Annotated in this window: 24 protein-coding genes; 20 read left to right on the forward strand and 4 right to left on the reverse strand. The window is 71.9% G+C overall.

Going from position 1 to position 23,143, the window contains the following annotated elements:
- The 11 genes from ACWDVB_RS37980 to ACWDVB_RS38030 all read left to right on the forward strand — a co-directional run.
- The coding region (locus tag ACWDVB_RS37980) for a replication initiator (protein ID WP_451612042.1) at window positions 1-548 on the forward strand (548 nt) is incomplete at its 5' end.
- A complete protein-coding gene (locus ACWDVB_RS37985) occupies window positions 529-723 on the forward strand; it encodes a helix-turn-helix transcriptional regulator (protein WP_451519590.1) in 195 nt (64 codons plus the stop codon). The genes ACWDVB_RS37980 and ACWDVB_RS37985, both read left to right, overlap by 20 nt.
- The gene (locus tag ACWDVB_RS37990) at window positions 723-1,973 is read left to right on the forward strand and encodes a tyrosine-type recombinase/integrase (RefSeq protein ID WP_451519589.1); all 1,251 of its coding nucleotides are present in this window, start codon (window positions 723-725) and stop codon (window positions 1,971-1,973) included. Before ACWDVB_RS37985 ends, ACWDVB_RS37990 begins: the two co-directional genes overlap by 1 nt.
- Window positions 1,974-2,164: 191 nt before the next feature.
- Window positions 2,165-2,422, forward strand: coding sequence for a hypothetical protein (locus tag ACWDVB_RS37995; protein ID WP_451519588.1), 258 nt, complete (start codon window positions 2,165-2,167; stop codon window positions 2,420-2,422).
- 338 nt (window positions 2,423-2,760) lie between these two features.
- A complete protein-coding gene (locus ACWDVB_RS38000) occupies window positions 2,761-3,285 on the forward strand; it encodes a DUF2617 family protein (RefSeq protein ID WP_451519587.1) in 525 nt (174 codons plus the stop codon).
- A gap of 81 nt (window positions 3,286-3,366) precedes the next feature.
- A complete protein-coding gene (locus tag ACWDVB_RS38005) occupies window positions 3,367-4,935 on the forward strand; it encodes a polyamine aminopropyltransferase (protein ID WP_451519586.1) in 1,569 nt (522 codons plus the stop codon).
- Between the two features lie 60 nt (window positions 4,936-4,995).
- Window positions 4,996-5,853 carry an SRPBCC family protein gene (locus tag ACWDVB_RS38010; RefSeq protein WP_451519585.1) on the forward strand — a complete coding sequence of 286 codons (858 nt, stop codon included), beginning with the start codon at window positions 4,996-4,998 and terminating at the stop codon, window positions 5,851-5,853.
- A 25-nt stretch (window positions 5,854-5,878) separates the two neighbouring features.
- Window positions 5,879-6,673 (forward strand): aldose epimerase family protein, encoded by a 795-nt coding sequence (locus ACWDVB_RS38015; protein ID WP_451519584.1) that lies wholly within the window; start codon window positions 5,879-5,881, stop codon window positions 6,671-6,673.
- A gap of 10 nt (window positions 6,674-6,683) precedes the next feature.
- On the forward strand, window positions 6,684-7,235 hold the full coding sequence (pyrE, locus tag ACWDVB_RS38020; protein ID WP_451519583.1) for an orotate phosphoribosyltransferase: 552 nt from the start codon (window positions 6,684-6,686) through the stop codon (window positions 7,233-7,235).
- A 138-nt stretch (window positions 7,236-7,373) separates the two neighbouring features.
- Window positions 7,374-8,405: a class II fructose-bisphosphate aldolase gene (gene fbaA / locus ACWDVB_RS38025; RefSeq protein WP_451519582.1), complete on the forward strand. Its 1,032-nt coding sequence runs from the start codon at window positions 7,374-7,376 to the stop codon at window positions 8,403-8,405.
- A 118-nt stretch (window positions 8,406-8,523) separates the two neighbouring features.
- Window positions 8,524-8,937 carry a DUF3151 domain-containing protein gene (locus ACWDVB_RS38030; protein WP_451519581.1) on the forward strand — a complete coding sequence of 138 codons (414 nt, stop codon included), beginning with the start codon at window positions 8,524-8,526 and terminating at the stop codon, window positions 8,935-8,937.
- Between the two features lie 50 nt (window positions 8,938-8,987).
- On the opposite strand, the gene ACWDVB_RS38035 is transcribed toward ACWDVB_RS38030, so the two are convergent.
- Entirely contained in the window at window positions 8,988-10,133 is a 1,146-nt protein-coding gene (locus ACWDVB_RS38035; protein WP_451519580.1) for an NADH:flavin oxidoreductase, read from the reverse strand.
- Window positions 10,134-10,276: 143 nt separating this feature from the next.
- Between ACWDVB_RS38035 and ACWDVB_RS38040 the strand changes: the two genes are divergently transcribed.
- The 7 genes from ACWDVB_RS38040 to ACWDVB_RS38070 all read left to right on the forward strand — a co-directional run bounded on the left by ACWDVB_RS38040 (window position 10,277) and on the right by ACWDVB_RS38070 (window position 17,444).
- Window positions 10,277-10,873 carry a CGNR zinc finger domain-containing protein gene (locus tag ACWDVB_RS38040; protein WP_451519579.1) on the forward strand — a complete coding sequence of 199 codons (597 nt, stop codon included), beginning with the start codon at window positions 10,277-10,279 and terminating at the stop codon, window positions 10,871-10,873.
- A gap of 162 nt (window positions 10,874-11,035) precedes the next feature.
- Entirely contained in the window at window positions 11,036-11,866 is an 831-nt protein-coding gene (locus ACWDVB_RS38045; protein ID WP_451519578.1) for a tryptophan 2,3-dioxygenase family protein, read from the forward strand.
- On the forward strand, window positions 11,859-13,076 hold the full coding sequence (kynU, locus tag ACWDVB_RS38050; protein ID WP_451519577.1) for a kynureninase: 1,218 nt from the start codon (window positions 11,859-11,861) through the stop codon (window positions 13,074-13,076). The genes ACWDVB_RS38045 and kynU overlap by 8 nt, the downstream gene beginning before the upstream one ends.
- Window positions 13,077-13,178: 102 nt before the next feature.
- Window positions 13,179-14,057 carry an alpha/beta hydrolase gene (locus ACWDVB_RS38055; RefSeq protein WP_451519576.1) on the forward strand — a complete coding sequence of 293 codons (879 nt, stop codon included), beginning with the start codon at window positions 13,179-13,181 and terminating at the stop codon, window positions 14,055-14,057.
- Window positions 14,058-14,143: 86 nt separating this feature from the next.
- Window positions 14,144-15,493 carry a sensor histidine kinase gene (locus tag ACWDVB_RS38060; protein WP_451519575.1) on the forward strand — a complete coding sequence of 450 codons (1,350 nt, stop codon included), beginning with the start codon at window positions 14,144-14,146 and terminating at the stop codon, window positions 15,491-15,493.
- Window positions 15,490-16,158: a response regulator gene (locus ACWDVB_RS38065; protein ID WP_451519574.1), complete on the forward strand. Its 669-nt coding sequence runs from the start codon at window positions 15,490-15,492 to the stop codon at window positions 16,156-16,158. The genes ACWDVB_RS38060 and ACWDVB_RS38065 overlap by 4 nt, the downstream gene beginning before the upstream one ends.
- 59 nt (window positions 16,159-16,217) lie before the next feature.
- Window positions 16,218-17,444: a cytochrome P450 gene (locus ACWDVB_RS38070; protein ID WP_451519573.1), complete on the forward strand. Its 1,227-nt coding sequence runs from the start codon at window positions 16,218-16,220 to the stop codon at window positions 17,442-17,444.
- A gap of 17 nt (window positions 17,445-17,461) precedes the next feature.
- Here ACWDVB_RS38070 and ACWDVB_RS38075 read toward each other — a convergent pair whose 3' ends face one another.
- Window positions 17,462-19,027, reverse strand: a complete 1,566-nt coding sequence (locus ACWDVB_RS38075) for an ABC transporter permease (RefSeq protein ID WP_451519572.1) — start codon at window positions 19,025-19,027, stop codon at window positions 17,462-17,464.
- A complete protein-coding gene (locus ACWDVB_RS38080; protein ID WP_451519571.1) occupies window positions 19,024-19,932 on the reverse strand; it encodes an ABC transporter ATP-binding protein in 909 nt (302 codons plus the stop codon). Before ACWDVB_RS38080 ends, ACWDVB_RS38075 begins: the two co-directional genes overlap by 4 nt.
- Window positions 19,933-20,043: 111 nt before the next feature.
- On the opposite strand from ACWDVB_RS38080, the gene ACWDVB_RS38085 reads away from it, so the two are divergent.
- Entirely contained in the window at window positions 20,044-20,601 is a 558-nt protein-coding gene (locus ACWDVB_RS38085) for a GbsR/MarR family transcriptional regulator (protein WP_451519570.1), read from the forward strand.
- Window positions 20,602-20,610: 9 nt separating this feature from the next.
- Here ACWDVB_RS38085 and ACWDVB_RS38090 read toward each other — a convergent pair whose 3' ends face one another.
- Window positions 20,611-21,576, reverse strand: a complete 966-nt coding sequence (locus ACWDVB_RS38090; RefSeq protein WP_451519569.1) for a diacylglycerol kinase family protein — start codon at window positions 21,574-21,576, stop codon at window positions 20,611-20,613.
- A 176-nt stretch (window positions 21,577-21,752) separates the two neighbouring features.
- Here ACWDVB_RS38090 and ACWDVB_RS38095 point away from each other — a divergent pair, with 176 nt between their 5' ends.
- Entirely contained in the window at window positions 21,753-23,036 is a 1,284-nt protein-coding gene (locus ACWDVB_RS38095) for an adenylosuccinate synthase (RefSeq protein ID WP_451519568.1), read from the forward strand.
- Window positions 23,037-23,143: the final 107 nt, after the last annotated feature.

A 23,143-nucleotide genomic window follows, 5' to 3' on the forward strand; every position in this document is an offset into this window, starting at 1 on the left:
GCGGACTTAAAGGCGTCGAACTCGACGACGGGGCCGTGGCCTCCTACGTCGCCAAGTACGCCACCAAAGCCGCCGAGACCACCGGAACCGTGGACCGCCGCATCGGAGAGCTGGCCGAACTCGACAAGCTCCCCGGCCTGCCCGCCCACGCCCGACGCCTCATCGAAGCCTGCTGGACCCTGGACGACGCCTACCCCGACCGGCTCCTTGCCCACTGGTCACACATGCTCGGCTTCCGCGGGCACTTCATGACCAAATCCCGCGCCTACTCCTCCACCCTCACCGAACGCCGACAGGTCCGCGCCGACTACCGCGCCCGCCAAGAACGCCGCGAGAAGGGCCTGCCCGAAGCCGACGACCCGGAGGGCTCCACGCTGGTCATGGCCCACTGGACCTACGCCGGACACGGCCACACACCCGGCGAATCCTGGCTCGCCCAAACCATTGCTGAGGGCATCCGCACCAACCGCGAAACCGCACGCGAAGCACTCGCCGACATGACCGACCTCGACGACGGGGAGGTGCGGCATGAAGCGTTCGTTGCCTGACCGGTACCTGACCCCGGTCGACTTGGCCGACCTCCTCGGTGTGCCGGTCGAGACGGTCTATCAGTGGCGCCGTAAGGACACCGGGCCGCGTGGCTTCCGTGTCGGTCGTCATCTCCGCTTTGATCCCGAAGACGTGCGCGTCTGGGTCGCCTCCCTCATGGAAGGGGCTGCCTGATGGCTGGACACGTTCAAGACCGCTGGTTCAAGGTCGAACCCGGACCGGAGGGTAAGCCTGTCAAGGTCAAGACTGACCGCTTCGGTATCGGCCTGCGTTACCGCGCTCGGTACGTCGCTCCGGACGGCTCCGAGAAGTCCAAGAGTTTCCCGGACCGGAAGAAGCGCGAGGCTGACCAGTGGCTGACCCACATCGAGGCCGACATGTCGCGCGGCCAGTACATCGACCCTGGCGCGGCTCGGATCACCTTCCGTCAGTACGCCGAAAGCTGGTTGGATACCAGGACGTCGAGCCCGACCAGTCGGGTTGAGTTGGGGCGTCGACTGCGGCTCCACGCCTATCCGGTGATCGGTTCTCGCTCCGTTGGGACCTTTCGGCCGGAGCACATTCGGCATCTGCTGGCCGTGTTGGAGGCGAAGCCCGGGATCAGCTCCTCGTACGCGCGCACCATTTATGCCGATGTGCGGGCCGTGCTGTCGGCAGCCGTTGACGACACGCTGCTGGTCCGGAACCCGTGCAGTGCGAAGTCCGTGCGGGCTCCCAGGGCCGATGCCTCCCGAGTGGTGCCGTGGACCCCTGATCAAGTGCTGGGCGTCCGGGCTGCTCTCGTGGAGCGCTACCGCGCTGCGGTCGATGTTGGCGCTGGGTGTGGTCTGCGCCAGGGGGAGGTGTTCGGACTCGCTGAGGGCGCATTGGACTTCGAGGGCCGGACTCTGCGCGTGGTCCGGCAGATCAAGCACGTGGAGGGGAAGCCCGTGTTCGCCCTCCCGAAGTGCGAGAAGGAGCGGGACGTGCCGCTGCCTGATTCTGTGGCGTACGCCTTGAAGGTGCACATGGACGCCTGCAAGCCGGTTGAGGTCACCTTGCCGTGGGGCACACCAGAAGGCCCGAAGGCGACGGCTCGTCTCCTGTTCACCAATCCTGGCGGGGGCATCGTGTGGCGCAGCAACTTCAACGCCCATGACTGGAAACCCGCGCTCGCCTCGATTGGCCTCATCCCAGAGGTGGGCGAGGGGCAGCGCTACGCCTCGGCTCGCGAGCATGGGATGCACGCCCTGCGGCATTTCTACGCCTCCGTGCTTCTGGACTCCGGGGAGAGCGTGAAGGCGGTGAGCGAATACATGGGGCACGCCGACCCGGCCATGACGCTTCGGGTGTACGCGCACCTAATGCCCAACAGCCGCGAGCGATCCCGCCGAGCCGTCGACCGAGTGTTCGGGCCGCCCCACGTTGAAGATCACGGCCCATAGGCGGCCCGATCGAGCCCTGATAGCCCCTGGGTCTGCTTCCGATGCAGACCAGGGGCTTTCGCACATCTGGAAACCTCTGGACTTCCTCAACTCTGCTTTGGGCCGCCGCGCCCGGGGGCATCCCCCTGTCACGCAGGAAGCGAGGCCCACGGGGGACCGCGCTGCGGGGGAACGGAAGGGGCGTGGTGGTCATGTTCGTGGCCTTCATCTTCGTCGCGGTACTCATCTTCGCCGTAGTCGCGGCGGTCAACTTCGGGGTGGGCCGCAGGCGCCGCGGCCGCTCGGGCTGGAGCTCGGGCACCGCGTCGAGCACGGCGGGCGGGGGCAGTTGGTGGGCCGGGGGCGGCGACAGCGGTGGCGGCGGCTCCTCGTGCGGCAGTGGTTCCTCGTGCGGGGGCGGCAGTTCCTCGTGCGGTGGTGGCGGGGGCGGATGCGGCGGAGGCAGCTGACACGGGGCAGCTGGTCCACCGATTCCAGTGGGCGCCCGGCGGGGATACAACTCCCGCCGGGCGCTCCGGCGTTGTGCGGCATTGAACAGTTGAACTGTGGGGCCCCCAGGGGGATGGAAACCCTACGAAGTTGGGTAAAAACGCTGTGGCACTGCCGTCGACCATGATTCCCTCTTATACGTCAGTACCGCCCTCGGACGTCCGTCACGGGTTTGACCAGCCGAAGTCTGGAGACCTGCAAGTGACGTGCACGTGGGCACGAGCCGGTATTCCGACCTCCCGGTGTCCGATCCGGGTGCGCCGGCCCCACCTCCATTGCGTGTTAGCGGAGCCGACCCATGCTCACGACCCTGAAGACTGTCTATACCGACACGCGCGCCGCGGACCTGGCCTGGGCCCTGGGGCGCGAGCCCCTGCCCGCGCTGGCGACGCTCGACGTGGAACTGACCCACGCCACCATGCAGTTGAGACTCCTCGGGGCCTCGCACCAAGTGCTCCTGGAGGACGAGCAGGGCAGCTGTTCCGAGACCGTGGCCTGCATCCCCGGCAGCAGCACACCGCTGCCGCTCGGCGTCTCCAAGCGGCTCGGCGAGTGGGAGTACGAGTTCGCCGCCCGCGTCGAGACACTCTCACCCGGCCAATTCGCCGGGCGCGCACAGGAGTTGCTCGCCCTGGTCGCCGAACACCCGCATGGCCTCGCCGGGGTCTTCCCCGGCAGCCCGCACGCCTTCACGGCCATGCTGGCGCAGCGGCACGAGGCGTCGGTGATGTGGCGCACGTGGCACGCGTATCCGCAGGACGGCCAGTTGGTGGCCACGCGGACGCGCGTGGGCGTGCGGACGCCGCTGCCCGCGACGCTGTGACCGACGACGCTGTGACCGGGCGGCCCTATTGCACCCTTGTGGGGGACCCGGCGTGAGTGCGCGGTGACGTAGCGTTCTTGGGTGCTCGAGTCGACGGTGCGGTTGCCGGTCTCGCCCCGAGCAGGACGGTTCCTCGTTCTGGTGGGCGTGTTCGTCTGCGCTGCCTGCGGGCTCGTCTACGAACTCGAACTCGTCGCCCTGGCGGCGTACTTGATCGGGGACTCGGTCACCCAGGCCTCCGTCGTGCTCTCCGTGATGGTCTTCGCCATGGGCATCGGCTCGCTGCTCGCCAAGCGGCTGCGGCGCCGCGCCTCCGTCTGGTTCGGCGTCGTCGAGGCGACACTCGCGCTGGTGGGCGGGGGCAGCGCCATGGCGCTGTACGCGGCGTTCGCGTGGACCGGCGACCGGGGCGAGGTCTGGGCGGGCGGCTCGCGCTACCTCCTCGTCGCGTTCTCCCTCGCCATCGGCGTCCTCATCGGCGCCGAGGTGCCGCTCCTGATGGTCCTCATCCAGCGCATCCGGCGCCAGGACGCGGGCGGCGCCGTCGCCGACCTGTTCGCCGCCGACTACGTGGGCGCGCTGGTCGGCGGCCTCGCCTTCCCCTTTCTGCTCCTTCCGGTGTTCGGGCAGCTCACGGGCGCCCTGTTCACCGGCGCGGTCAACGTAGTGGCGGGCGGCGCGCTCGTCCTCGGCCTGTTCGGGCGGGACCTGAGCGTGCGCGGCCGCTGGGCGCTGCTCGTCGCGAACGCCGTCGTGCTCGCCCTGCTCGCCTCGGCCGCCGTGCTCGTCGACGACTTCGAGCGGGCCGCGCGCCGGGCGGTGTACGGGGCGGAGGTCCGCGTCGCGGTGCAGACGGACGTACAGGAAGTCGTTCTCACCGGAGGGCGGCTGCGCTCCCTCGACCTCTTCATCGACGGGCGCCTGCGCATCAGCGGACGCGACGAGCACCGCTACCACGAGGGGCTCGTCCGGCCGGCGATGCGGGGCCCCCACGCGCGCGTGCTCGTCCTCGGCGGCGGGGACGGCCTCGCGGCGCGCGAAGTCCTGCGCCACCGGGGCGTGCGCCGCGTCGACGTCGTCGAGATGGACGCGGGCGTCATCGACCTGGCCCGGCACGACCGGGCCCTGAGCGAGCTGAACGGCCACGCCTTCGACGACCGCCGGGCGCGCGTGGTGAACGCCGAGGCGTTCGGCTGGCTCCGCTCGGCGCGCGCGGCGTACGACGTGGTGATCTCCGATCTGCCGGACCCGGGCATCACCGCCAGCGCGAAGCTGTACTCCCAGGAGTTCTACGGCCTCGTCACCCGCGTCCTCGCCCCCGGCGGCCGCCTCGCCGTGCACGGAGGCTCGGTGTCGGCGCGGCCCCGGGCCTTCTGGACGGTGGAGGCGACGCTGCGCGCGGCGGGCCTCAAGACCGTGCCGTACCGCCTGGGCGGGCGGCGGTCCGGGTTCGCGGCCGGGCCCGACCGCACGTCGGAGGGTGCGCGGGCACCGCGCGACTGGGGGCTCGTGGTGGCCTCGCGGACGCGTCCCGTGCTGCTGCGCGCGGCCCGGTCCGAGGTGGTGCGCGCCGGGGTGCGGCCGGCCGAGCGGACCCGGGTGGCGGGGCTCCCGGCGTCCACCCTCGTACACCCGCGTTACGCGAACTGACGCACACGGTCCGGCGAACCGACGCACATACTGGCGAGTGCGTGGGTAGGCTCGACTGCCATGGAGCATGAGGTGTTCGTTCCGGTTTCGCCAGAGCGTCTCCGGCAGGTCCTGGCAGACCCCGTGCGGGTCGCCGGGGCGGTGCCCGCGCTCCAGCGCGACGTGGAGGAGAAGGCGGGGCCGCTCTCCGGCCGCCTCAAGGTGCGTGTCGGGGGGCACACCATCACATACCGGGGTGCGGCGGGGGTCGAGGGCCGCGCCGACGGGACGTACGTGATCGAGGGCGAGGGGACGGAGGCACGCGGCTCCGGTTCCGTGAAGCTCTCGCTGACCGTGCGGCTCGTGCCGGCCGTCGCGGGGACGACCGTCGTCTTCGGCGGGACGGCCGCCGCCGACGGCCGGATCACGGAGGGTTCTCCACAGGCTGTGGAATCCGCTGTGCGCAGACTCCTCGAACGGTTCGCGGAGGGGCTCGCGGCGGCGGCGCCCGCGGACTCCGGACCGGCCGAGCCCGATGAGCGGCGCCCGGCCCCCACCGTCTTCGAGACGGAGGTGCCACCGCCGTCCCTCGACCCGCTGAGCGACGAGGTGGACGACGTCGAGGACATGGATGACGTGGACGACGCCGTCGACGTGCTCGACATGGACGAGGACGAGGCCATCGACGGCATCGACGGCATCGACGATGACGTGAGCGACATCGACGTACCGCCCGCCGAGGCCGCGCACGCCCGCCGCACGATGATCGGCCGCAGCGCCGAGGAGGTCGACCACGCCCCGCCCCGCGGCCGGTACGCCCCCGCGCCCGCCCCGGAGGCGCTGTCCGCCGGCGCCACCCTGCGCTGGGCCGCGCCCGCCGCCGCCCTCGCGCTCGCCTCGGCGATCGTGGTCGGCAGGGCCCTGCGCCGCCGCCGCTGACCGCGTACGCCGTAGGGTCGGCCCCGTGAGTACCAAAGACGTGACCCTGACCGCGGGCGCCGCGGAAGTGACCGTGCAGCCGGGCAACGGCTGCCGCATCGGAAGCCTGCGCATCGACGGCGTGGAGCTGCTGAGGCAGGGGGAGCGGTACGGCTGCTTCCCGATGGTGCCGTGGTGCGGCCGCGTCGAGAACGGCCGGTTCCGCGACGGGGCGGCCGTCCACCAGATGCCGCTGAACTCCCCGCCGCACGCCATCCACGGCTTCGCCCGCGACGCCGAGTGGCGCACGGCGCGCGTCTCGAGGACCGAGGCCGTCTTCACGTACGACCTCACCGACCCGTGGCCCTACCCGGGGCGCGTCACCCAGATCGTGGAACTCACCGACGACGCGTTGACGCTGCGCCTCGGCGTCGAGACGTACGGCGACTCCTTCCCCGCGCAGGCCGGCTGGCACCCGTGGTTCAACCGGGCCCTGGACGGCGGCGGCGATCCCGTGCGCATCGACTTCACCCCCGCCTGGCAGGAGGAGCGCGGCGACGACCACCTGCCCACCGGCCGCCGCGTCGACCCGGAGCCGGGCCCCTGGGACGACTGCTTCGGCATGCCCGAGGGCGTCGACGTGACGCTGACCTGGCCCGAGCGGCTCGCCGTGAACGTCAAGAGCCGCGAGCAGTGGGTCGTCGTCTACGACGAGCAGGAGCCTGCCGTGTGCGTGGAGCCGCAGACCGGTCCGCCCAACGGGCTCAACACCGCGCCCCGCCTGGTCACGCCCATCGAGCCCCTGGAGACGTCGACGACCTGGACCTGGACGCGGCTTTAAGCTGACAGGCATGACTGACGACGTACGTGGCGCGCTGCTGCAGCAGATCAAGGACAAGGCCGTGGTGCACGGCAAGGTGACCCTCTCCTCGGGTCTTGAGGCCGACTACTACATCGACCTGCGCCGCATCACTCTCGACGGCGAGGCCGCCCCCCTGGTCGGCCAGGTGCTGCTGGACCTCACCGCCGACCTCGACTTCGACGCCGTGGGCGGCCTGACCATGGGCGCCGACCCCGTCGCCGGCGCGATGCTGCACGCGTCCGCCGCGCGCGGCAGGCGCCTGGACGCCTTCGTGGTCCGCAAGGCCGCCAAGGCGCACGGCATGCAGCGCCGTGTCGAGGGCCCGGACATCAAGGGGCGCCGCGTTCTCGTCGTCGAGGACACCTCCACCACCGGTGGCTCCCCGCTCACCGCCGTCGAGGCCGTGCGCGAGGCGGGCGCCGAGGTCGTCGGCGTCGCGACCATCGTGGACCGTGCCACCGGGGCGGGCGAGAAGATCACCGACGGCGCGGGGGTGCCGTACCTCTTCGCGTACTCCAAGGACGACCTCGGCCTGGGCTGACGGCCGGTCCGGACCGCCGGCCGACGTCCGAGTCCGGTCGGCGGCCGAGTCTGGAAAGATGGGGGCGACGATGTCGTCGCCCCCAGGTCAGGGTCAAGCAGCACAGCACCCCACCCGCACATCACAAGGAGCGGACACATGCCCATCGCAACTCCCGAGGTCTACAACGAGATGCTCGACCGGGCGAAGGCAGGCAAGTTCGCCTACCCGGCCATCAACGTGACCTCCTCGCAGACCCTGCACGCCGCGCTGCGCGGTTTCGCGGAGGCCGAGAGCGACGGCATCATCCAGATCTCGACCGGTGGCGCGGAGTTCCTGGGCGGCCAGTACAGCAAGGACATGGTGACCGGCGCGGTCGCGCTCGCCGAGTTCGCGCACATCGTCGCCGCGAAGTACGACGTCACGGTCGCGCTGCACACGGACCACTGCCCCAAGGACAAGCTGGACACGTACGTCCGTCCGCTGATCGACGTCTCCGCGGAGCGCGTCGCCCAGGGCCTGAACCCACTCTTCCAGTCGCACATGTGGGACGGCTCCGCCGAGACCCTCGCCGACAACCTGGCCATCGGCCGGGAGCTGCTCGCGAAGGCCGCCGCCGCGAAGATCATCCTTGAGGTCGAGATCACCCCGACCGGCGGCGAGGAGGACGGCGTCACGCACGAGATCAACGACGAGCTGTACACGACCGTCGACGACGCGCTGCGCACCGCCGAGGCGCTGGGCCTGGGCGAGCAGGGCCGCTACCTCCTGGCCGCGTCCTTCGGCAACGTCCACGGCGTCTACAAGCCGGGCAACGTCGTCCTGCGCCCCGAGCTCCTCAAGGACCTCCAGGAGGGCGTCGCCGCCAAGTACAACAAGGCCGCGGGTGCGCAGCCGTTCGACTTCGTCTTCCACGGCGGTTCCGGCTCCACCGCCGAGGAGATCTCCACCGCCCTGGAGAACGGCGTCGTCAAGATGAACCTCGACACCGACACGCAGTACGCCTTCACGCGGCCCGTCGCGGACCACATGTTCCGCAACTACGACGGCGTCCTGAAGGTCGACGGCGAGGTCGGCTCGAAGAAGACGTACGACCCGCGCACCTGGGGCAAGCTCGCCGAGGCGGGCATGGCCAAGCGCGTCACCGAGGCGTGCGCGAACCTGCGCTCCTCGGGTACGAAGCTGAAGTAGCCCTTCAGCGGCTTTACGCGGCTTTACGCGGCTTCACACGGCTTCACGTACGAGGCGAAGGCCCCGGGTCACCCGACCCGGGGTCTTCGACGTACCGGCATGCCGCAGACTTGGACCCATGGCCATTCACAAGGATCTGCTCGGGGGACCGCCCCCGACCCACCTGCCCGACGACCCGGAGCCGCGCGAGCTGCTGGCGAACGGCACGGCGCCCGCCGACGTCGCCGCCAAGTACCCCACGTCCTCCCTGGCGTGGGCGCAGCTCGCCGACGACGCGTTCGAGCGCGGCAGCGTCGTCGAGTCGTACGCGTACGCCCGTACGGGCTACCACCGCGGCCTGGACTCCCTGCGCCGCAGCGGCTGGAAGGGCCACGGCCCGGTGCCGTGGGAGCACGAGCCCAACCGGGGCTTCCTGCGGGCGCTGCACGCCCTCGCGCGGGCGGCGCAGGCGATCGGCGAGCAGGAGGAGTACGAGCGCTGCGCGGGCTTCCTGCGGGACTCTTCCGCGACGGCGGCGGAGACGCTGAACTGAGCTCGGTGGGCCCGCGGTGCCGCGCCGCGGGCCCACCGGATGGGCTGTGACTAGCTCAGCTCGCCCAGCATGCGCGCGTCGTACGCGGTCGCCTCCGCAAGGCGGCCCGTCAGCGCCTTGTCCGCCCACTGCGGGTCAGCGATCAGGCTACGGCCCACCGCGATCACATCGAACTCGTCCCGCTCCATGCGGTCCAGAAGCAGGTCGATGCCGGTGGACGCGGTCTCCTTGGCGAAGCCCTGCGGGCCCACGAACTCCTTGTCGAGGCCGACCGAGCCGACGGACAGCGTGGCCTTGCCGGTGAGCTTCTTGATCCAGCCCGCGAGGTTCAGGTCGTCGCCCTCGAACTCGGGGAGCCAGTAGCGGCGCGTGGAGGCGTGGAAGGCGTCGACGCCCGCGGCCGCCAACGGGGCCAGCAGGGAATCCAGTTCGGCCGGGTCCGCGGCGAGCTGCGCGTCGAACGCGTACGCCTTCCACTGGGAGAGCCGGAAGATCACGGGGAAGGACGGCGAGACCGCCGCGCGCACCGCCTCGACGATCTCGCGCGCGAAACGGGTGCGGGACGCGAGGTCACCGCCGTAGCCGTCGGTGCGGCGGTTGGTGGTGCCCCAGAGGAACTGGTCGATCAAGTAGCCGTGCGCGCCGTGCAGTTCGACACCGTCGAAGCCGATCCGTTCGGCGGTGGCCGCGCTGTCCGCGAAGGCGGCGATCACCGCGTCGATGTCGGCGCCGGTCATCGCCCGGCCCTTGGCGCCGCCGTCCAGGCCGAGGCCGGAGGGGCCGGCCGGGGGCGCGGAGGGGATCGGGCCCTGGCCCTCGTCGCGGGCCGCGCCGACGTGCCAGAGCTGCGGGACGATCTTCCCGCCCGCCGTGTGCACGGCCTCGGCGACGGCGCGCCAACCCGCGAGGGCCTCGTCTCCGTAGAAGTGCGGGACGCGGTGGCTGCTGCCCGCCGAGGGGTGGTCGACGTAGGTGCCCTCGGTGACGATCAGGCCGACGCCGCCCGCCGCGCGGCGCGCGTAGTACTCGGCGACATCCGTGCCCGGCACGCCGTCGGGCGAGAACTCGCGGGTCATGGGGGCCATGGCGATGCGGTTGGGGAGGGTGAGGCCGTTGATGTCGAAGGGGCGGCCGAGTATCCGTGCGGCGCGTGAGGTGTCCGTCCCCGCTGCGTGTGTTGCTTCCGTGGCTTCCATGGGGCCTCCTGGCAATCGGCTGGGCTCTTGATCGGCTGTCGGTACGCATGACATCGGCTGTCGGTACGCATGACGTCCTACGATTCTGACAGCACTGTAAGTCCTTCACTCATGTCTCCTTCGGTGCGGGTACCTTGAGAGGCATGAACTGGCCAGCGACCGAGCGCCACTGCCTGAGCCCCGCGCCCGGCGGCCTCGCCCTCGTCCAGGAGCTCCTGAACACCGCGCCCGCCGCCCGCCCGGGCCCCGCCGACCTGCCCGACCTCCTGGGCGACGGCGCGCTCGGCGGCGCCCAGGAGTGGGCCGACCGGGCCGTGCGCGGCTGGGCCCGCGAGACGGGGCGGCCGGACGTGCAGCTCGTCCTGACGGACGAGGATCTGCCGAAGCTGCGCTGTCTGCGGGACCAGGTGCGGCGCGCGCTCGCGGCGGGCGACCGGGGCGGGGGCGCGGTGCGCTTCACCTCCGCGCCCGTCGTCGTCGGGCTCGCGGGCGACGGCACGCTGACCGTGGAGCCGGAGGGCGCGGGCGCCCGCTGGCTGGCGTCCGCCGTGCTCGCCGAGGCGCTGCTCGCCCAGGCGTCGGGCGTCTGGCGCCGTCTGAAGATCTGCCGCAACGCGTCCTGCGCCGCCGCGTTCTACGACCGCTCCCGCAACAACAGCGGCGTCTGGCACTCCGTGCGCGGCTGCGGGAACGCCGCCCATCTGCGAGCCTGTCGGGAGCGTCGCCGCGTACAGGAGTAAGTACGGGGATGACAGCGGTGTGAGGCGTTAGGGACTGTTGCCGAACGGGTGTGCCTTGCCGTTTCGGGGAAAGTTGCAGAGGATTCCGGTGGGGACCGGGGCCCCCGTGCCGGTAACGGCAGGGGCGGACCGCTACCCGGAGTACGTATCAAGGAGACAGCGATGTCCCCAGAAGCGCATGAGGCCGAGAGCCCGAACCTCGACTTCGCGGGCACCACCCCGTATGAGGACTACGTCCAGGCGGACGTCCTCACCCACCTCCAGCACCTTCGCTCGGACGACCCCGGCGAGATGGTCTTCCTGGTCACCACCCAGGTCATGGAGCTGTGGTTCACCGTGATCGTCCACGAGTGGGAGACCGCCGCGCAGGCGCTGCGCCGCGACGACATCCCGGTCGCCGTGGCCGCGCTCAAGCGCAGCATCCGCGAGCTGGAGGCCCTGAACCACTCCTGGACGCCGCTCGCCCAGCTGACCCCCGCGCAGTTCAACTCCTACCGGGGCGCGCTCGGCGAGGGCTCCGGCTTCCAGTCGGCGATGTACCGCCGCATGGAGTTCCTGCTCGGCGACAAGTCGGCGTCCATGCTGGTCCCGCACCGGGGCGCGCCGCGCGTCCACGCGGAGCTGGAGAAGGCCCTGCACGAGCCGAGCCTGTACGACGAGGTGCTCAGGCTCCTCGCCCGCCGGGGCCACGCGGTCCCGGCCGCCGTCCTGGAGCGCGACCTCTCGAAGAAGTACGAGCCGTCGCCCGAGGTCGAGGCCGTCTGGACGGAGCTCTACTCCGGCGACGAGAGCGGCGACCTGGCCCGCCTCGGCGAGACGCTGACGGACGTGGCCGAGCTGGTCTGGCGCTGGCGCAACGACCACCTGGTCGCCACGCGCCGCGCGATGGGCTCCAAGACGGGCACGGGCGGCTCGGCCGGCGTGGCCTGGCTGGAGAAGCGCGCGACGAAGAACGTGTTCCCCGAGCTGTGGACGGCGAGGAGCCATGTCTGACCTGAGCGACCGGGCGCGCATTCTGGACGCCGAGGACGGACTGCGCGCCAAGCGGGCGGAGTTCGTCCTCGACGACACCGTCTACCTGGACGGCAACTCCCTGGGCGCCCTGCCCGCCAACGTGCCCGGCCGCGTCGCGGACGTCATCGCCCGCCAGTGGGGCGAGCTGCGCATCCGCTCCTGGGACGAGAGCGGCTGGTGGACGGCGCCCGAGCGCGTCGGCGACCGCATCGCGCCGCTGGTCGGCGCCGCCCCGGGCCGGATCGTGGTCGGCGACTCGACGAGCGTCAACGTCTTCAAGGCGCTGGTGGCGGCCGTGCGTATGGCGCGCGGTGAGGGCGAGAGCCGGGGCGACCGGGATGAGGGGCGCGACGAGATCGTCGTCGACGCCACCACCTTCCCCACGGACGGCTACATCGCCCAGTCGGCGGCCCGCCTCACCGGCTGCCGGCTGATCCCGCTCGCCCCCTCCGAGGTGCCCGCGGCGCTGGGCCCCCGCACGGCCGCCGTGCTGCTCAACCACGCCGACTACCGCACGGGCCGCCTGCACGACCTGCCCGGTCTGACGGCGGCCGTCCACGCGGCGGGCGCGCTCGCCGTCTGGGACCTCTGCCACACGGCGGGCGCCCTGCCGGTCGGCCTGGACGAGCACGGCGTGGACCTCGCGGTCGGCTGTACGTACAAGTACCTGAACGGCGGCCCGGGTTCGCCCGCGTACCTCTACGTGCGCGAGGAGCTCCAGGAGCGCTTCGACTCGCCGCTGCCCGGCTGGAACTCGCACGCCGAGCCCTTCGGGATGCGCCCCGAGTTCGAGGCGGCGCGGGGCGCGGTGCGCGGTCGCGTCGGCACGCCCGACATCCTGTCGATGCTCGCCCTGGAAGCGGCGCTCGACGTCTGGGAGGACGTCTCCATCGAGGCGGTGCGAGCCAAGTCGCTCGCCCTGACCGACTTCTTCCTGCGGTGCGTCGAGGCGTACGTACCGAAGGGCCGGGTGGAGTCGCTCACCCCGGACGCGCACGCCGAGCGCGGCAGTCAGGTCGCGCTGCGCTGCGAGGGTGCGGGCGAGGTGATGAAGCGGCTGATCGAGCGGGGCGTGGTCGGCGACTTCCGCGCCCCGGACGTGCTGCGCTTCGGGTTCACCCCGCTGTACGTCTCCTTCGCCGACGCCGAGCGGGCGGCCCGCGTCCTCGCGGAGATCCTGGACGCGTGACGCCGGTGCGGTGATGCCGTTCCCGTCCTCCGTAAACTGCGGAGGACGGGACGGATCCGTCAACCGCCCACCGCTGCCGAACCGCTGTCGAGAGGTTGCCGCATGCCGGACGACGCCGCCGTGGCCCGCGATGCCGCCGAGGCCGAAGCCGCCTTCTCGCATCCCGCCGTGGAGCCGGACGCCACCGCCGCGTACGGCGACCACCCCGACCAGGTCATCGACTTCTACGCGCCGAGGGGCGACACGCCCCGGCCCGCGCCGCTGGTCGTCGCCCTGCACGGCGGCGCCTGGCGCGCGCCGTACGACCGGCGGCACCTCACGCCGTTCGCCGACTTCCTCGCGCGCCGCGGCTTCGCGGTCGCCAACGTCGAGTACCGCAGGGGCCGTCCCATCCCCGCCCAGGGCGGTACGAGCCCGGTGGCCGGGCGCTGGCCGGAGACCTTCGACGACGTGGCCGCCGCCTTCGACGTGCTTCCCTCGCTCGTACGCGGTGCCCTCCCGTCGGCCGACCCGCGCCGCACGGTCGTCACCGGGCACTCCGCGGGCGGCCACCTCGCGCTGTGGGCGGCGGCGCGGCACCTGCTGCCCGCCGACGCGCCCTGGCGCACCGAGCGCCCGGCCCCGCTGCGCGGCGTCGTCGCGCTCGCGCCGATCGCGGACTTCGAGGTCGCCGAGGAGCTGGAGGTCTGCGGTGGCGCCTGCGCCCAACTCCTCGGCGGCGAGGAGAGGTTCGTGGAGCGGCTGCCGTACGCCGATCCGGCCGCGCTGCTCCCGACGGGCATCGCCACGACCGTCGTACAGGGCCGCGCCGACATCACCGTGCCGCACGCCGTGGCCGAGGCGTACGCCGACGCGGCGGCCAGGGCGGGCGAGGTCGTGGGTCTCACCCTCCTCGAAGACGTGGGGCACTTCCCGCTGATCGACCCGGCGGCGGACGCGTGCGCGGTGGTTGCGGAGGAGATCGCGCAGCTGGCGTTCTGAGACGGCCTGTAGTACCTGCGACGGACCCCGGGGAACCCCTCTTGCTGGGGACGCTCCCGACGGTCCGCCCCCGTACCGTCGTGGACGTGACCGATACGACTGAGCAGCTCAAGGCCAGAGGCCGGAAGAGCCCCGAGTTCCACCTCGTGCGGGAGGCCCTCGGCGGCCTGCGCGAGACGCTGTTCCGCGACGCCTTCGCCTACCGGCTGCTGCCGCCCAGGACGGCGGCCGGTCGGCCGGCCCGGTTCTTCCCGGGGCGGATACGCGAGTACGCCGTCTGGAGTCGGCACGCTCTGGTGGTGGCCGCGGCCCTGATCACCGTGTTCATCGCCTACCAGGTGGGCCTCGGAGGCAACGAGGTCGCGTACTTCCTCACCGGTTGCCTCCCGGCCGCCGCCGTCCTGATGACGCTGGTCAGGCCGGTCGGCGCCTACTGGGTGTCGTTGGTCTCGACGCCGTTCACGGCGACGCTCGGGGACGCCTGGGACGGCTTGCCGTGGACGCCCGCCGCCTTCTTCGCGCACATCGTGGTGATGGTCGTGGTCGCGGCCCGCACCGGCCCGCGCACCGCCGTGTGGATGTGGCTCGGGACGGCGGCGTACTCCGTGGGCGCCGAGGTGTTCCTCGGCGAGGGCATGGGCTCCGGATCCAATGCCCCACCGCTGCTGTTCTTCTCGGCGCTCGCACTGCTCGTCACCACGGTGGTGCACGTGCGCCGCGAGGCACAGCGCGAGGTCACCGTGCAGCGCACCGTCACCGCCATCGAGCGCGACAAGCGCACCCTCCTGGAGGAGCGCACCACCATCGCCCGCGAGCTGCACGACGTGGTCGCGCACCACATGTCGGTCGTCGCCATCCAGGCCGAGGCCGCGCCCTACCGCGTGGAGAACCCGCCGCCCGAGCTGGAGCAGGCGTTCGTGACCATCCGCGAGAACGCGGTGGCCGCGCTGACCGAGCTGCGCCGCGTCCTCGGCGTCGTACGGGCGGAGGACTACGAGGCGCCCGACGCCCCGCAGCCCACCCTCGCCGACCTCGACCGGCTCCTGGACAACGTGCGCGACGCGGGCCTGACCGTCGACAAGGCGGTCACCGGGGCGGTGCGCGAGCTGCCGCAGGGCGTCGAGCTCTCGGCGTACCGCATCGTGCAGGAGGCGCTCAGCAACAGCCTGCGCCACGCGCCCGGCGCCCCGGCCCGCGTCGAGGTCGGCTACGTCCTCGGCGGTCTCGGTCTGCGCGTCGTCAACGGCGCGGCGACCGGCCTGGTCAAGCCCTCCCCTGGGGCGGGACACGGCATCACCGGCATGCGCGAGCGCGTCACCATGCTCAACGGCGAGATGACGGCGGAGGCGACCCCGGAGGGCGGCTACGAGGTCACCGTCTTCCTGCCCGTCCCGCTCGCCGACCGCGTCGACCCGGCGGGGGAGGACATCGCATGACGATCCGCGTCCTCATCGCCGACGACCAGATGATGGTCCGCGAGGGGTTCTCCGTGCTCCTCAACGCCATGCCCGACATCGAGGTCGTGGGCGAGGCCGTGAACGGCCGCGAGGCGGTCGAGCGCGTCCGCGAACTCGCCCCCGACGTCGTCCTGATGGACATCCGCATGCCCGAGCTGAACGGCATCGAGGCGACCCGCGAGATCATCGCGTCCGAGGGCACGTCGAAGGTGCTCGTCCTGACCACGTTCGACCTCGACGAGTACGTGTACCAGGCGCTGCGCGCGGGCGCCTCCGGGTTCCTCCTCAAGGACGCGTCGGCCCGCCAACTCGCCGACGGCGTACGGGTGGTGGCGTCCGGCGAGGCGCTCCTCGCCCCGACCGTGACGCGCCGCCTGATCACGGAGTTCTCCAAGCTGGCGGAGGCGCCGCGGCTCTCGGCGGCCGTCCAGGCACAGCAGTACGGCGAGCTGACCGAGCGCGAGACGGAGGTCCTGGTGCTCATCGCGCAGGGCCTGTCGAACGCGGAGATCGCCGCCCGCCTGGTGGTCGCCGAGTCCACGATCAAGACGCACGTCAGCCGGGTCCTGGTGAAGCTGGGGCTGCGCGACCGGACGCAGGCGGCGGTGTTCGCGTACGAGGCGAGGCTGGTCACGCCCGGGTGAGGGGGCGAGGGGGGCGAGGGGGGCTGGTACGGCCGGTCCGGCGGGGCTAGCGTCCCTCCATGGACGCAGCCTTCGAGGTCTCCGCGGTCTTCGCCCCCTGCTCGCCGGAGTTCGTCGCCGACCCCTACCCGGCGTACGCCCGGCTGCGCGCGGCCGGCCGCGCCCACCACTACGCGCCGACCGACCAGTGGCTGATCCCGCACCACGCGGACGTCTCGGCCCTGCTGCGCGACCGGCGCCTCGGACGCACGTACCTCCACCGCTTCACCCACGAGGAGTTCGGCCGCACCGCGCCGCCGCCCGAGCACGAGCCGTTCCACGTCCTCAACGACAACGGCATGCTCGACCTGGAGGCGCCCACGCACACCCGCATCCGCCGCCTGGTCTCCAAGGCCTTCACGCCGCGTACCGTCGACCAACTCCGTCCGTACGTCGACGAATGGGCGGACGGCCTGGTACGTGACCTGGTGGCCGACGGGGGCGGGGACCTCGTCTCGCGGGTCGCCGAGCCGCTGCCGGTGGCGGTCATCGCCGAGATGCTCGGCATTCCGGAGAGCGACCGGCCGCTGCTGCGCCCCTGGTCGGCGGCGATCTGCGGCATGTACGAGCTGAACCCGTCCGAGGAGACGGCGGGCCGAGCGGTGCGCGCGTCGCTCGAATTCACCGCGTATCTTCAGGAGGTGATCGCCGCCCGCCGGGAGAAGCCGGGGGACGACCTGATCTCCGGCCTCATCGCGGCGTACGAGGACGGGGAGTCGCTCAGCGAGCAGGAGATGATCTCCACCTGCGTGCTGCTGCTCAACGCGGGACACGAGGCGACCGTCAACGCCACGGTCAACGGCTGGTACGCGCTGTTCCGCCACCCCGCCCAACTGGCCGCCCTGCGCGCGGACCCCGCCCGCCTGATCCCCACCGCCGTCGAAGAGCTGATGCGCTACGACACCCCGCTCCAGCTCTTCGAACGCTGGGTCCTCGACGACATCGAGATCGGCGGCACGACGATCCCGCGCGGCTGCGAACTGGCGCTCCTCTTCGGCTCCGCCAACCACGACCCGGCGGTCTTCACCCGCCCCGGCGAGCTGGACCTCACCCGCCGCGACAACCCGCACATCTCCTTCAGCGCGGGCCTCCACTACTGCATCGGCGCGCCACTGGCCCGCATCGAACTCGCCGCCTCGATGCGGGCTTTGCTGCGCCGGGCCCCCGCCCTCCGGCTCGCGGCGGAGCCCCGCCGCGGCGCGAACTTCGTGATCCGGGGCCTCCAGGAACTCCTCGTCGAAGTGTGACCCCCGGACCGTGCTCCTCAGCTGATCATGTCCCGGCGCCGCAGCCCCGCGAGGCCCGCGCCTGCCAGCGCCACCCCGATCAGCGTGAGCGCCACCAGCGGCGGCCAGGACATCGCGGCGCCCGGCAGCTTCGGCAGATGGCCGAAGGGGGAGAGGTTCATGACCGCCTGGGGCAGGTCCAGCGCCGGGCCGATCCAGCCGATCGCGAGGCAGACCCCGACCACGGCCCACGCCGCCACCGCCCCCTTCGGATACGCCCCCACGAGCAGCACCGCGAGCCCGCCGAGCACCCAGACGGCGGGCAGCCGCGCCAGGCACGCGCCGAGCACCGCGCCCGCGTCCGCGCCGTGGCCGATGGCCATGCCGAGCCCGCAGACGGTCATCAGCACCACCGTCCCGCCGAAGGCGACCACGAGGTGCCCGGCCGCCCACCGCAGCCGCCCCACCGCGCCCGCGAGGACCGGTTCGGCGCGCTGCGAGGTCTCCTCGCCGTGCAGCCGCAGCACGGAAGCGGCGACGTACAGCGCGGCGACCATGCCGAACATCCCGGCCAGCGTGGCGAGGAAAGCGTCGGTGAGGTCCGACCGGCCGCCCATGCGCGCGATGATGTCGCGGGTGCCGTCGTTGTCGCCGACGATGTCGGCCGCGCCGGACGCCATCTGTCCGAAGACGAGCCCGGCGAGCAGGTAGCCGGCCGTCCAGCCGAGCACCGAGCCCCGCTGGAGCCGCCAGGCGAGCGCGCCCGCCGTGGCGAGGCGCCCGCGTGCGGGGCCGGGCCGCGTCGGCAGGAAGCTCATCCCGACGTCGCGCCGCCCCGCCAGTCCGTACGCGACCAGGCCCTGCGCCACGGTCGCGGCGCCGACGAGCGCGAGCACCCACCACCGCTCGCCCGCGAAGGCCCGCAGGTTCTCCTGCCAGCCGTGCGGTGAGAGCCAGGTCGGCACGGACGAACCGTCCGCCTCCCCCGAATCGCCCGCGGCCCGCAGGACGAAGGCCGTGCCGAGCACCGCCGCCGTCAGCCCCTTGGCGAGCCGCGCGCTCTCGGTGAGCTGCGCGGCGATCGCCGCCAGGGTGGCGAAGAGCATGCCGGTGCCCGCGACGCCGAGACCCAGCGCGAGCGCCCCGCGGGCGCCCTGCCCCGCCATGCCCGCGGTGATCAGCAGCCCGGCCCCGGCGTTGGCCACGAAGGCGGCGAGCAGCGCGGCGGTGAGCGGCGCCCGCCGCCCCACCATGGACGCGGAGAGCATCTCCTGGCGCCCCGACTCCTCCTCCTCGCGGGTGTGCCGTACGACGATGACGAGGCTCATGACGGCGGCGAGGACGCCCGCGTAGGTGCCGATCCGCCAGGCGGAGAGGGCGCCCAGCGAGTCGCCGAAGACGGGTCCGTACATGGCCCGCATCGAGGAGTTGGAGTTCATCGTCTCCATGGCCTCGGCCCGCTCGGCGGCCGTCCCGTACACGCTCTCCAGCGATCCCGGCATCGCCAGCACCAGCCCGGCGACGAGGAGAACCCAGACGGGCATCATGACCCGGTCACGAAGCAGCGCGAGCCTCAGCAGGGCGCCGGTCCCCGCCGGCGTCATCGCGCCGTCACCCCTTCCTCCACGTCGTCCTGGTAGTGCCGCAGGAACAGCTCCTCCAGGGTGGGCGGGGTGCTGGTCAGCGACCGGATGCCCGACTCGGTGAGCGCCCTGAGCACGGCGTCGAGCTTGTCGGTGTCGACCTGGAGCCCGACCCGGTGACCGCGTACGTCGACGTCGTGGACGCCGGGCAGATGTGCCAGCCCATTCGGTGGGCCCGAGAGTTCGGCGGTGACGCTGGTGCGCGTCAGATGGCGCAGCTCGGCCAGCGAGCCGGACTCGACGGTGCGCCCCTTGCGGATGATGCTGACGCGGTCGCAGAGCGTCTCGACCTCGCTGAGGATGTGCGAGGACAGCAGGATGGTCCGCCCGCGCTCGCGCTCCTCGGCGACGCAGCCCTGGAAGACCTCCTCCATCAGCGGGTCGAGTCCGGAGGTCGGCTCGTCGAGGATCAGCAGGTCGACGTCGGACGCGAAGGCGGCGACGAGGGCGACCTTCTGGCGGTTGCCCTTGGAGTACGTACGTCCCTTCTTGGTGGGGTCCAGCTCGAACCGCCCGACGAGGTCGTCACGCCGGGCCCGGTCGAGGCCGCCGCGCAGCTTCCCGTACAGGTCGATGACCTCGCCCCCGGAGAGGTTGCGCCACAGGGTGACGTCACCCGGGACGTACGCGATGCGGCGGTGCAGGTCGACGGAGTCGTGCCAGGGGTCCTTGCCGAGCAGCTGGGCGGCGCCGGAGTCGGCGCGGAGCAGGCCGAGCAGGACGCGGATGGTGGTGGACTTCCCGGACCCGTTCGGCCCGAGGAATCCATGCACCTCGCCGGCTTCGACGGCCAGATCGAGGCCGTCCAGGGCGTGCGTCCTGCCGAACGACTTGTGGAGCCCGGAGACAGTGATTGCCTTCGTCATGCTTCTGAAAGTACGCGGGTTTCACAAACTTGTGAAGTTAAAGAAGCGTATAAACTCTGTGGGGTGGGGTGCGTGCGACGGTCGGGGGAGGCCAGGGGAGATGATCGCGGGATGACGAGCGAGGACGCGCGAGGCGCGAAGGCGGGCGACGTGGAGAGGCGTGACGGGACGGGAGACGGGGCCGACGGTGGCATCCGTGACGGGGAGGCGGTGTCCCGCTTCGTCGAACAGTTCGCCTCGCAGCTCGTGGAGGCGGGCATGCCGCGGATGCCCTCCCGCATCTTCGCCGCCCTGCTCGCCTCCGACTCGGGCGCGCTGACCTCGGCGGAACTGGGCGAACAGCTGCGGGTCAGCCCCGCGGCGGTCTCCGGCGCCGTCCGCTACCTCACGCAGCAGCACATGGTCTCCCGCGAGCGGGACCCCGGGACGCGGCGCGACCTCTTCCGGGTGCACAGCAACCAGTGGTACGAGGCGCTCGGCAACCGCGACGCGCTCCTCGACCGCTGGGAGAACGCGCTGCGTGACGGCGTCGCCAACCTCGGCGCGGACTCCCCCGCGGGGCGGCGCCTCACGGAGACGCTGGCGTTCTTCGAGTTCGTCCAGGAAGAGCTGGCAGGCATGATGTCCCGCTGGCGGGCCCATCGGAAAACCCTCTTCGACCAGGACTGATCCACCGCGTCAGCGGGGCAGCGTCAACCCCCACGCCCCCGGACGGACCGTCCAGGTCCTCGTGCGGACAGGCCCCGCCACCACCGCGTCGGCGCGATAGCGGAAGTCCGCCCCCGACACCGTCACGGTCCGCGCCCGGACCCGCAGCGGCGCCGCCTCCGCGCCCACGGAGACCGGCCGCACCTCCACCTGGGCCAGGCCACCGTTCCCCGCGGTGACGCGCACGCCCTCGACCGGCTGGTCCAGGTCGACGAGCGTGACGCCGTCCGCCTCGACCCGCAGCCGCGACGGCCCGGGCCCGGGCGCCGCCACCCGCGAGGGCCGCGCGGCGAGGGTACGTACGAAGGACTGGCACGTCCGCAGCCACGCATGCCCCTCAGCGGAGCCAGAACCGGAACCGGAACCGGAGCCAGAACCGGAACCGGAGCCAGATCCGGAACCGGAGCCAGGTCCGGAACCCCAGCCAGACCCAGACCCAGACCCAGACCCGGAACCGGAGCCGCCCGCGGACGTCCCGGACACAGTCGTCCCCGCTGACGCCCCCACCCCCACCGAAGGAATCCGCAGATCCCCCAGCACCACCCCGTCACTGTCATCGACCAGCAGATCGAGCCGCCGCTCGGCCCCTTCAAGGACCGCCCGCGCCGCCGCGACCGCCCCCGCGGGCACTCCGAGCCGCCGCGCGAGCGTCTGCGCGGCCCCTACGGGGACGATGGAGAGCGCGGGCCCGGCCAGCCCCCGCTCCCGGTGCAGCACCCCCACGGCCCACAGCAGCGCCCGGTCGTCGCCGATCACCACAAGCCGCCGGGAACCCCTCCTGGCCAGGGCTTTCGCAAATTCCTCGGGGCCGTCGGGCAGGCAGACACGCATCGCCGCGCCCGCGCCCAGTACGTCCTTCGCGATCCGTACCGACTCGCCGTCCGTGCGCCGGGCGACCGGGTCGATGACGACAAGGAGCTGGTCGCGAGCCGACACCGCGCGCCCTTTCTTTTAGCCGTTCTTGAAGACCTCGGGTAGCATCTTTGTGCAAGAGCCCCTTGCGCTATTGCGCCAGGGGCTTCGTCTATTCCGGGGCAGCATCCAAGGCACACCCATACGGCGGCTACGGCCCCTGACCTTGGACATGCCCCGCCCGGAAGGGGTGTACGCCTGTGCCCGCACTTGTGCTGCTCGGTGCTCAGTGGGGTGACGAAGGCAAGGGAAAGGCCACTGACCTGCTCGGTGGCTCCGTGGACTATGTAGTGCGCTACCAGGGCGGCAACAACGCCGGCCACACGGTCGTCGTAGGCGACCAGAAGTACGCGCTGCATCTCCTCCCTTCCGGGATTCTCTCCCCGGATTGTGTCCCGGTCATCGGCAACGGAGTCGTCGTCGACCCGTCGGTCCTGCTCTCCGAGCTGAGCGGTCTGAACGAGCGCGGCGTCGACACGTCCAAGCTGCTGATCAGCGGCAACGCGCACATCATCACGCCGTACAACGTCACCGTCGACAAGGTCACCGAGCGCTTCCTCGGCAAGAGGAAGATCGGTACGACGGGTCGCGGCATCGGCCCGACCTACGCCGACAAGATCAACCGCACCGGCATCCGCGTCCAGGACCTCTACGACGAGTCGATCCTGGTGCAGAAGGTCGAAGCGGCGCTGGAGATCAAGAACCAGCTCCTCACCAAGCTCTACAACCGCCGCGCGATCGAGGCGGGGCAGATCGTGGAGCAGCTCCTGGAGCACGGCGAGAACATCAAGCGGTACGTCGCCGACACCACCCTGATCCTCAACAACGCGCTCGATGAGGACAAGGTCGTCCTCTTCGAGGGCGGCCAGGGCACGCTCCTGGACGTGGACCACGGGACGTACCCCTTCGTCACCTCGTCGAACCCGACCGCGGGCGGCGCCTGCACGGGCACCGGCGTGGGCCCGACGAAGATCAGCCGTGTCATCGGCATCCTCAAGGCGTACACGACGCGTGTCGGCGCGGGACCGTTCCCGACCGAGCTGTTCGACCAGGACGGCGAGGACCTGCGCCGCATCGGCGGCGAGCGCGGCGTCACCACCGGCCGTGACCGCCGCTGCGGCTGGTTCGACGCCCCGATCGCCCGCTACGCGACCCGCGTCAACGGCCTGACGGACTTCTTCCTCACCAAGCTGGACGTCCTCACCGGCTGGGAGCAGATCCCGGTCTGCGTCGCGTACGAGATCGACGGCAAGCGCGTCGAGGAGCTTCCGTACTCGCAGACCGACTTCCACCACGCGAAGCCGGTCTACGAAATGCTGCCGGGCTGGTCCGAGGACATCACCAAGGCCCAGACCTTCTCCGACCTGCCGAAGAACGCGCAGGGTTACGTGAAGGCCCTGGAGGAGATGTCCGGCGCTCCGATCTCCGCGATCGGCGTGGGCCCGGGCCGCACGGAGACGATCGAGATCAACTCGTTCGTCTGAGTCACCGGCCCCCGGATACGGGGGTCCAGCTCACTCAGAGGGGTGGGCCGGACATCTCCTCCAGGGCCTTCACGTAACCCTGCGCGTTCTTCGGCAGGTCGGAGAAG

This window comes from Streptomyces sp. NPDC003379 (assembly GCF_053589195.1).

Coding starts and splice junctions, on each gene's coding strand:
- ACWDVB_RS37985 (WP_451519590.1), top strand. CDS start 529: ATGAAGCGTTCGTTGCCTGACCGGTACCTGACCCCGGTCGACTTGGCC.
- ACWDVB_RS37990 (WP_451519589.1), top strand. CDS start 723: ATGGCTGGACACGTTCAAGACCGCTGGTTCAAGGTCGAACCCGGACCG.
- ACWDVB_RS37995 (WP_451519588.1), top strand. CDS start 2,165: ATGTTCGTGGCCTTCATCTTCGTCGCGGTACTCATCTTCGCCGTAGTC.
- ACWDVB_RS38000 (WP_451519587.1), top strand. CDS start 2,761: ATGCTCACGACCCTGAAGACTGTCTATACCGACACGCGCGCCGCGGAC.
- ACWDVB_RS38010 (WP_451519585.1), top strand. CDS start 4,996: ATGGAGCATGAGGTGTTCGTTCCGGTTTCGCCAGAGCGTCTCCGGCAG.
- pyrE (WP_451519583.1), top strand. CDS start 6,684: ATGACTGACGACGTACGTGGCGCGCTGCTGCAGCAGATCAAGGACAAG.
- fbaA (WP_451519582.1), top strand. CDS start 7,374: ATGCCCATCGCAACTCCCGAGGTCTACAACGAGATGCTCGACCGGGCG.
- ACWDVB_RS38030 (WP_451519581.1), top strand. CDS start 8,524: ATGGCCATTCACAAGGATCTGCTCGGGGGACCGCCCCCGACCCACCTG.
- ACWDVB_RS38035 (WP_451519580.1), bottom strand. CDS start 10,133: ATGGAAGCCACGGAAGCAACACACGCAGCGGGGACGGACACCTCACGC.
- ACWDVB_RS38040 (WP_451519579.1), top strand. CDS start 10,277: ATGAACTGGCCAGCGACCGAGCGCCACTGCCTGAGCCCCGCGCCCGGC.
- ACWDVB_RS38045 (WP_451519578.1), top strand. CDS start 11,036: ATGTCCCCAGAAGCGCATGAGGCCGAGAGCCCGAACCTCGACTTCGCG.
- kynU (WP_451519577.1), top strand. CDS start 11,859: ATGTCTGACCTGAGCGACCGGGCGCGCATTCTGGACGCCGAGGACGGA.
- ACWDVB_RS38055 (WP_451519576.1), top strand. CDS start 13,179: ATGCCGGACGACGCCGCCGTGGCCCGCGATGCCGCCGAGGCCGAAGCC.
- ACWDVB_RS38065 (WP_451519574.1), top strand. CDS start 15,490: ATGACGATCCGCGTCCTCATCGCCGACGACCAGATGATGGTCCGCGAG.
- ACWDVB_RS38070 (WP_451519573.1), top strand. CDS start 16,218: ATGGACGCAGCCTTCGAGGTCTCCGCGGTCTTCGCCCCCTGCTCGCCG.
- ACWDVB_RS38075 (WP_451519572.1), bottom strand. CDS start 19,027: ATGACGCCGGCGGGGACCGGCGCCCTGCTGAGGCTCGCGCTGCTTCGT.
- ACWDVB_RS38080 (WP_451519571.1), bottom strand. CDS start 19,932: ATGACGAAGGCAATCACTGTCTCCGGGCTCCACAAGTCGTTCGGCAGG.
- ACWDVB_RS38085 (WP_451519570.1), top strand. CDS start 20,044: ATGACGAGCGAGGACGCGCGAGGCGCGAAGGCGGGCGACGTGGAGAGG.